Source organism: Cellulosimicrobium cellulans, assembly GCF_006539945.1.
Lineage (GTDB): Bacteria > Actinomycetota > Actinomycetes > Actinomycetales > Cellulomonadaceae > Cellulosimicrobium > Cellulosimicrobium cellulans.
Window position 1 is genome coordinate 45,998 of record NZ_BJNZ01000033.1, and the last position, 7,370, is coordinate 53,367.

6 protein-coding genes are annotated in these 7,370 nt (G+C 75.5%); 5 read left to right on the forward strand and 1 reads right to left on the reverse strand.

The window, feature by feature from the left end; all coding sequences use genetic code 11:
- Window positions 1-5: 5 nt before the first annotated feature.
- Window positions 6-1,442 carry a C40 family peptidase gene (locus CCE02nite_RS18320; RefSeq protein ID WP_141391035.1) on the reverse strand — a complete coding sequence of 479 codons (1,437 nt, stop codon included), beginning with the start codon at window positions 1,440-1,442 and terminating at the stop codon, window positions 6-8.
- A gap of 377 nt (window positions 1,443-1,819) precedes the next feature.
- On the opposite strand from CCE02nite_RS18320, the gene CCE02nite_RS18325 reads away from it, so the two are divergent.
- From CCE02nite_RS18325 to CCE02nite_RS18345, 5 genes are all read left to right on the forward strand, one after another.
- Complete coding sequence (locus CCE02nite_RS18325) at window positions 1,820-3,157, forward strand: bifunctional o-acetylhomoserine/o-acetylserine sulfhydrylase (RefSeq protein WP_141391036.1); 1,338 nt, start codon at window positions 1,820-1,822, stop codon at window positions 3,155-3,157.
- A 44-nt stretch (window positions 3,158-3,201) separates the two neighbouring features.
- Window positions 3,202-4,515 carry a homoserine O-acetyltransferase MetX gene (gene metX / locus CCE02nite_RS18330; protein WP_141391037.1) on the forward strand — a complete coding sequence of 438 codons (1,314 nt, stop codon included), beginning with the start codon at window positions 3,202-3,204 and terminating at the stop codon, window positions 4,513-4,515.
- Between the two features lie 71 nt (window positions 4,516-4,586).
- Window positions 4,587-5,297, forward strand: a complete 711-nt coding sequence (locus CCE02nite_RS18335) for a maleylpyruvate isomerase N-terminal domain-containing protein (protein WP_141391038.1) — start codon at window positions 4,587-4,589, stop codon at window positions 5,295-5,297.
- Between the two features lie 76 nt (window positions 5,298-5,373).
- On the forward strand, window positions 5,374-6,333 hold the full coding sequence (locus tag CCE02nite_RS18340) for a zinc-binding dehydrogenase (RefSeq protein ID WP_141391039.1): 960 nt from the start codon (window positions 5,374-5,376) through the stop codon (window positions 6,331-6,333).
- Entirely contained in the window at window positions 6,330-7,301 is a 972-nt protein-coding gene (locus CCE02nite_RS18345; protein ID WP_141391040.1) for an alpha/beta hydrolase, read from the forward strand. The genes CCE02nite_RS18340 and CCE02nite_RS18345 overlap by 4 nt, the downstream gene beginning before the upstream one ends.
- Window positions 7,302-7,370: the final 69 nt, after the last annotated feature.

A 7,370-nucleotide genomic window follows, 5' to 3' on the forward strand; every position in this document is an offset into this window, starting at 1 on the left:
GTCCGTCAGGGACGACCGGCGTAGGGCATCGCGTCGGCCCAGCGCATCGCGACCTCGTGCACGGGGCTGCCGGGCTGACGGGCCTCGATCATCCTGCCGTTCCCGGTGTACATGGCGACGTGGCGGATGGTCGACGGGTTCCCGGTGTCGTTCGCGTAGAAGATGAGGTCGCCCGGGCGGAGCCGGTCGTAGGAGATCTTCTGCACGCGCTGGTACTGCGAGCGCGACGTGCGCGTGATGTCCACGCCCGCCGCGGCCCAGGCGCGCGACGTGAGGCCCGAGCAGTCGTAGCCCGGCCCGGTCCCGCCGAACACGTACGGGGCGCCGATCTTGGTGCGCGCCCAGGCGACGGCGGCCCGGCCCTGCGCCGCGCTGCCGACGCCCGTGCCCGGGGGCGGGGTGACGACCGGCGGCGGGTCGGGCGTCGGGGCGGGTGCGGGGGTCGGCGCGGGTGCGGGGTTCGGCGCGGGTGCGGGATCCGGGGCCGGCGCAGGTGCGGGATCCGGGGCCGGCGCGGGTGCCGGCGCCGGGTTCGCAGGTGCGGGGCTGCTCGTCGGGGGCGCCGCGGGCGCGCCCGACGACGCCCCCGACGGGGCCTCGACGCGCGCCCGGGCCGCGGCCTCGCGCTCGCTCGCTGCCTGCGCGTCGAGGGCGTCCTGGCGCTGGCGCTCGACGTCGACGCTCGTGGCCCGCGCGCGGGCGAGCTCGGCGAGGAGCGCCTCCCGCCGGGTCGCGGACTCCTGCACCGCGTCGTCGAGCGCGTCGGACGAGACCTGGGCGGCGGCGAGCGCGTCCCGCGCCCGGTCCTCGACCTCGCCCTGGTGCGCGAGCGCCGCGTCGGCCCGGGCACGAGCGGTGTCGGCGACGGCGCGCGCGGTCGCGTGCGCGTCGACCGCGCGTCCCGCGGTGCGGCCGGCGACACGCTCGGCGTTCTCCCGCTCGACGACCTGGCCCACCCCGTCCGCGTCGAGGACGGCACGCAACGCGTCGAGGTCGGTCGACCCCTGCCGGGACGCGCGGAACAGCGCACCGACCGCGGCGCGGGACTCCGACTCTCCCGTCCGGGCGGCCGCGAGCGCCTCCTGGGCGTCGCGGACCTCCGCGTCGGCCGTCGCGAGCGCGTCCTGGGCGGCTGCGTACTCCTCCGCCGCGGTCTCGACGGCCGCCTCGGCGCTGGACCGGCGGTCCCGCAGCGACGCGAGCTCGCGCTCGACGGACTCGACGTCCCGGGCGGCGCCGTCCGCGGCCTCGCGCGCCGCGCGGACGTCGTCGTCCGACGGCGGGTCGGACGACGCGGAGGGCGCGAGCCCGACGCCGAGCACGAGCGCGAGCAGGCCCGCCGCGGTCGCGGACGCGAACCGGCGGGGCCCGGCGGCCGGGCGACGCCGCGCCTCGCCGAGCGCCTCCGGCCGGGCAGCGTGCGCCGACGTCGCGTCGTCCATCGATCCTCCTTCGACCGGTCGCTCGGCGTGTCCCGTTGACAGCACTCGCACGAGTCTGCCCAGAAGGTCCGCGATGCGCCATCGGAGTGCTGCCGCCCTTCTCAGGATGTGGTCTCGCATCGCGAGACACCCCTGTCGGGCGGCGCGGATCGGGCCTAGCCTCACCAGCATGTCCCGTCGAATGTGTCGCTGACCCCAGCACACGTTCGCCTGCCCGCGAGCCGTCGTCGACGACGCCCTCGCCGTGCGATCCCGTCCCGTGTGCGCCCCTCGCCGCGGTCGACGGCCGGCCTCCCGCCTCCTCGTCTCCCACGGCACCCGTCCGCCCGGCGCACCGTGCGCCGTCGTCCCACCCCACCACCCCGTAGGAGAGCACCATGAGCACCGAGAACGCCCCCGCCTGGTCCTTCGAGACGCGCCAGGTCCACGCCGGCCAGACCGCCGACCCGACGACCGGCGCCCGCGCGCTGCCGATCTACCAGACCACGTCGTTCGTCTTCCCCGACGCGTCGGTCGCCGCCGACCGCTTCGCGCTCAAGGACCTCGGCCCGATCTACACGCGCATCGGTAACCCGACCCAGGAGGTCGTGGAGAACCGCATCGCGTCGCTCGAGGGCGGCGTCGGCGCGCTCCTCCTCGCGTCCGGGCAGGCCGCGACGACGTTCGCGATCCTCAACGTCGCCGAGGCGGGCGACCACGTCGTCGCCTCGCCGAGCCTGTACGGGGGCACCTACAACCTGCTGCAGTACTCGCTCGCCAAGCTCGGGGTCGAGACGACGTTCGTCACCGACCCGCACGACCCCCAGGCCTGGCGCGACGCCGTGCGCCCGAACACGAAGCTGTTCTTCGGCGAGACGATCCCCAACCCGCAGGCCGACGTCCTCGACATCGAGGCCGTCGCGGCGGTCGCGCACGAGGTGGGCGTGCCGCTGATCGTCGACAACACCGTCGCGACCCCCTACCTGCTGCGGCCGCTCGAGCACGGCGCGGACGTCGTCGTGCACTCGGCGACGAAGTACCTCGGCGGGCACGGCTCGGCGATCGGCGGCGTGATCGTCGACGGCGGCACGTTCGACTACGCGGCGTACCCGGAGCGGTTCCCGAACTTCAACACGCCCGACCCGTCGTACAACGGCCTCGTGTACGCACGCGACCTCGGCGTGGACGGCATCCTCGGCGCGAACCTCGCCTACGTGCTCAAGGCGCGCGTGCAGCTCCTGCGCGACCTGGGCTCGGCGATCTCGCCGTTCAACGCGTTCCTCATCGCGCAGGGCATCGAGACGCTGTCGCTGCGCGTGGAGCGCCACGTCGCGAACGCGAAGAAGGTCGCCGAGTGGCTCGAGGCGCGCGACGACGTCCGCACCGTGCACTACGCCGGACTGGCGTCGAGCCCGTGGCACGCCAACGCGCAGAAGTACCTGCCGCGTGGCGCCGGTGCGGTGCTCGCGTTCGAGCTCGACGGCGGCAGCGAGGCGGGCCAGGCCTTCGTCTCGGCGCTGCAGCTCCACTCCAACGTGGCGAACATCGGCGACGTCCGCTCGCTCGTCATCCACCCGGCCTCGACCACCCACGCCCAGCTCAGCCCCGAGGAGCAGGCGAAGTCCGGCGTGACGCCGGGCCTCGTCCGGCTCGCCGTCGGCATCGAGCACGTCGACGACATCCTCGCCGACCTCGAGCTCGGGTTCACCGCCGCCAAGTCGTCGCTCGGCGCCTGAGCGGCGGCGCCAGCACGCCCGCCAGGACGACGACGAGGACTGCGATGACGGATCTGGACAGCCGGGGCGCCCTGCGCGCCCCGGCCGTACAGTGGCCGACGGTGAGCCCTGCGAACGACGACCTCCTCTCCCCCGCCCCCGGCGCCCGGCGCGACCACCGCGCGGACCCCTCGGGGCGCGGCGTCGCGCCGTCGCGCGCGCGGGTGAAGGCTCCGGTCCCGGCGACCGGCGCCTGGCGGGACGGGGACCCGGCGGGGCGGCGGCAGTTCGCCGACGTCGGCACGTTCGACCTCGAGTCCGGCGCTCGGCTGCCCGACGTCCGCGTCGCGTACGAGACGTGGGGCACGCTCGCGCCGGACGGTTCCAACGCCGTCCTCGTGCTGCACGCCCTCACCGGCGACTCCCACGTCAGCGGTCCCGCCGGGGAGGGGCACGCCACCGCGGGCTGGTGGGAGTCGCTCGTGGGTCCTGGCGCGCCGATCGACACCGACCGCTGGTTCGTCGTCGCGCCCAACGTGCTCGGCGGGTGCCAGGGAACCACCGGCCCGGCGTCCACCGCGCCCGACGGCCGCCCGTGGGGCAGCCGCTTCCCGCGCGTCACGACCCGCGACCAGGTCGCGGTCGAGATCGAGCTCGCCAGGTCGCTCGGCATCACGTCGTGGGCGTTCGTCGTCGGTGCCTCGATGGGCGGGCACCGCGTCCTCGAGTGGGCGCTGCTCGGGCCGGAGGCGGGGATCGACGTCGTCTCGCTCGCCGCGATCGCGACGACCGCGCAGACGACCGGCGACCAGATCGCCTGGGCGCACCCGCAGCTCGGCGCGGTCCGCGCCGACCCCGGCTTCCGCGGCGGGGACTACTACGACGCCGCGGACGGCGACGGCCCGCACATCGGGCTCGGGATCGCGCGGCAGATCGCGCACGCGACCTACCGGTCCGCGCGCGAGCTCGACGAGCGGTTCGGCCGGCTCCCGCAGGGCGGCGAGGACCCCTTCACCGACGGCCGGTACGCCGTGCAGTCGTACCTCGACCACCACGGCGACAAGCTCGCGCGCCGCTTCGACGCCAACTCGTACGTCGTGCTCACCGAGTCGATGCTCACGCACGACCTCGGTCGCGACCGCGGCGGGGTCGAGGCGGCGCTCGCGCAGATCGCCGCGCACGCGCTCGTCGTCGCGGTCGACTCCGACCGGCTCTTCCTGCCCGCGGACTGCGCGCGCATCGCTGCCGGGATCCCCCGCGCCGAGCCGCTGCGCACGCTCAGAAGCGACTTCGGGCACGACGGGTTCCTCATCGAGTTCGACCAGCTCGGCCCGATCGTCGCGGACTTCCTCGGCGAGCCGGCGCGCGTCCGCGACTGACCGGTCGACCGACCTGTCCACGAGATGGCGCCGTGGCGGGCGCGCCCGCCCCGTCCTGGCACGATGAAGAGATGGACGGCGACGTGACCGAGGCGGCCCAGCACCTGCGCACCCAGTGGGACCGGCTCGACCGGTGGCTGGCGGACCTCGGGGCCGAGCTGGACCGCGACGCCGGTCGCGCGAGCGCGCTCGACGGCTGGACCGTGGGCGAGCTGGTCACCCACCTCGGCCGCGTCATGGAGACCCTCGCGCTGTGCGGTCCGGTCCCCGCCGGGACGGTGCCCCTCACGCTCGCGGAGTACCTCGGCACGTACCCGGAGCGGGCGGACGAGATCGAGCACGCGACGCGAGCCCTCGACGCGGAGATCGCCGACGACCGCCTCGGGCGCGTCGAGGCCTTCGCCGCGGCCGGCTTCGCCCGGCTCGACGAGCTCGGCGACCAGCACGTCGTGCAGGCGCGCCGCGGCCCCATCACCCTGCAGGACATGGTGCGCTCGCGCGTCCTCGAGCTCGTCGTCCACGCCGACGACCTCGCGCGTACGTTCCCGGGCGTCGTGACCGACCCGGTGGACCGCCGCGCGCTCGACGCCGTCGCGGCCGAGCTGCTGCACGTCGTCGTCACGCGCGGCGGCTGGGCGCTCGAAGTCCGCGACCCTCGCCTGTGGCTGCGGCTCGCGTGCGGCCGCGTCCCCTACGACGTCGACGAGCTCGCGCGTGCCCTCGAGCCCGTGCACACCTCCGAGGCGGTCCCCGACCTCGGCCGCATGCTCCCGCTGCTCTGACGGCGACACCGGTGAGGTGACGCGCGGCACGCACTCTCCCGTGGTTGAGCCGCGGACCGGACCGTAGGTTGGGGGCATGCTCGCCGCCTACGCCGACCACCTCGACCCCGACGACCCCCTGGCCGGGCTGGTCGTCGGGGACCGTCCCGAACCGGAGCCTCGCGAGCACTGGACCACCGTCGACGTGCGCGCCGCATCGCTCAACCACCACGACCTGTGGTCGCTGCGCGGGGTCGGGCTGCCCGCGGACCGGCTCCCCATGATCCTCGGGACCGACGCCGCGGGCATCGCCCCGGACGGCAGCGAGGTCGTCGTGCACGCGGTGATCGGGGCCGACGGGCACGGGGTCGGGCCTACGGAGCGTCGGTCGCTCCTCTCCGAGCGCTACCCCGGCACGCTCGCCGAGCGCGTCGCCGTCCCGACGCGCAACCTCGTCCCCAAGCCCCCGGAGCTCACGTTCGTCGAGGCCGCCTGCGTGCCGACCGCCTGGCTGACGGCGTACCGCATGCTCTTCACCGCCGGTGGTGCCGCGCCCGGGGACCGCGTGCTCGTCCAGGGCGCGGGCGGCGGCGTCGCGACGGCGGCCGTCGCCCTGGGCGCGGCCGCCGGGCTCGAGGTGTGGGTGACGTCCCGCTCTGCGGGCAAGCGCGCCGGGGCCGCGCGGATCGGGGCGGCCGCGACGTTCGAGCACGGCGCTCGTCTGCCCGCGCCGGTCGACGTCGTCGTGGAGACCGTCGGCCAGGCGACCTGGCGCCACTCGCTGCGCTCGGTCCGCCCGGGCGGCACCGTCGTCGTCGCGGGCGCCACGAGCGGGGACGCGTCGCCCGCCGAGCTGACCCGCGTCTTCTTCCACGAGATCCGCATCCAGGGCGTGACGATGGGGACGCGCGACGACCTCGCGGCGCTGCTGCGGTTCCTCGCGCGGAGCGAGGTGCGGCCCGTCGTGGACCAGGTGCTGCCTCTGCAGCAGGCTCGCGACGGTCTCGCGCGGCTCGCCGCCGGGGAGCACTTCGGCAAGGTGGTGCTCACGCCGTGACGTCGTCGGGCTGGGGCCCGGACGTCCTCGGCGCCGGGTACGAGCAGCGCACGGTCGAGCTGGAGCCTGACGACGAGGGCGAGGTCGTCGTGACCGTGGTCCGCCACGCGCCGAAGACCGACGAGCCGATCAGGCCGGCGCGTGCCGTGCTCTACCTCCACGGCTGGAGCGACTACTTCTTCCAGACCGAGCTCGCCGAGACGTGGCGTGCGCTCGGCGCGGCGTTCTACGCCGTCGACCTCCGCAAGTACGGACGCAGCCTGCGCCCGCACCAGACGCCCGGGTACGCCGACCACCTCACCGAGTACGACGCCGACATCGCCGCCGCGCTCGACGTCGTCCGGGCGGACCTCGGCGCGCACGCCGCGATCATGCTCATGGGGCACTCCACCGGAGGGCTCGTCGCGGCGCTCTGGGCGCACCGGCACCCGGGCGTCGTCCGGGGGCTCGTGCTCAACAGCCCGTGGCTCGAGCTCCAGGGATCGTCGGTCGCCCGGACCGTCTCGGGCCCCGCGATCCGCCAGCTCGCGCGGTTCCAGCCGCGCGCCCCGCTGCCGAACGTCGACCCCGGCTACTACGCCCGGACGCTGCGCGACCGCGACGACGGCGCCTGGGTGATCGACGACGCCTGGCGGCCCGTGCCGTCGTTCCCCGTCCGCGCCGGCTGGCTGCGCGCGGTCATCTCGGGCCACGCCCGCGTCGCGGCCGGACTCGCCATCGACTGCCCCGTGCTCGTGCTCCTCGCCGAGAAGTCGCTGTTCAGCACCCGCTGGTCCGAGGACATGCGGTCCGCCGACATCGTGCTCGACGTCGAGCCGCTGGCCCGCCGCTCCGCGCACCTGGGTCGGGTCGTCACCATCGTCAGGATCCCAAGCGGGATGCACGACCTCTCGCTCTCGGCTCCTGAGCCGCGCGCCCGCTTTTTCGGGGAGATCGTGCGCTGGTCGGCGGCCTACGGCTGGGCCTGACCGATCCCGGCGGAGCGTCTCTGCGTAGGACCGCGGGGTGTCGGAGCCTCGCAGACCGCGGGGTATACA

Excerpts from the sequence above, each read along its gene's own strand:
- metX (WP_141391037.1), top strand. The coding sequence starts at position 3,202 with ATGACGGATCTGGACAGCCGGGGCGCCCTGCGCGCCCCGGCCGTACAG.
- CCE02nite_RS18325 (WP_141391036.1), top strand. The coding sequence starts at position 1,820 with ATGAGCACCGAGAACGCCCCCGCCTGGTCCTTCGAGACGCGCCAGGTC.
- CCE02nite_RS18340 (WP_141391039.1), top strand. The coding sequence starts at position 5,374 with ATGCTCGCCGCCTACGCCGACCACCTCGACCCCGACGACCCCCTGGCC.
- CCE02nite_RS18335 (WP_141391038.1), top strand. The coding sequence starts at position 4,587 with ATGGACGGCGACGTGACCGAGGCGGCCCAGCACCTGCGCACCCAGTGG.
- CCE02nite_RS18320 (WP_141391035.1), bottom strand. The coding sequence starts at position 1,442 with ATGGACGACGCGACGTCGGCGCACGCTGCCCGGCCGGAGGCGCTCGGC.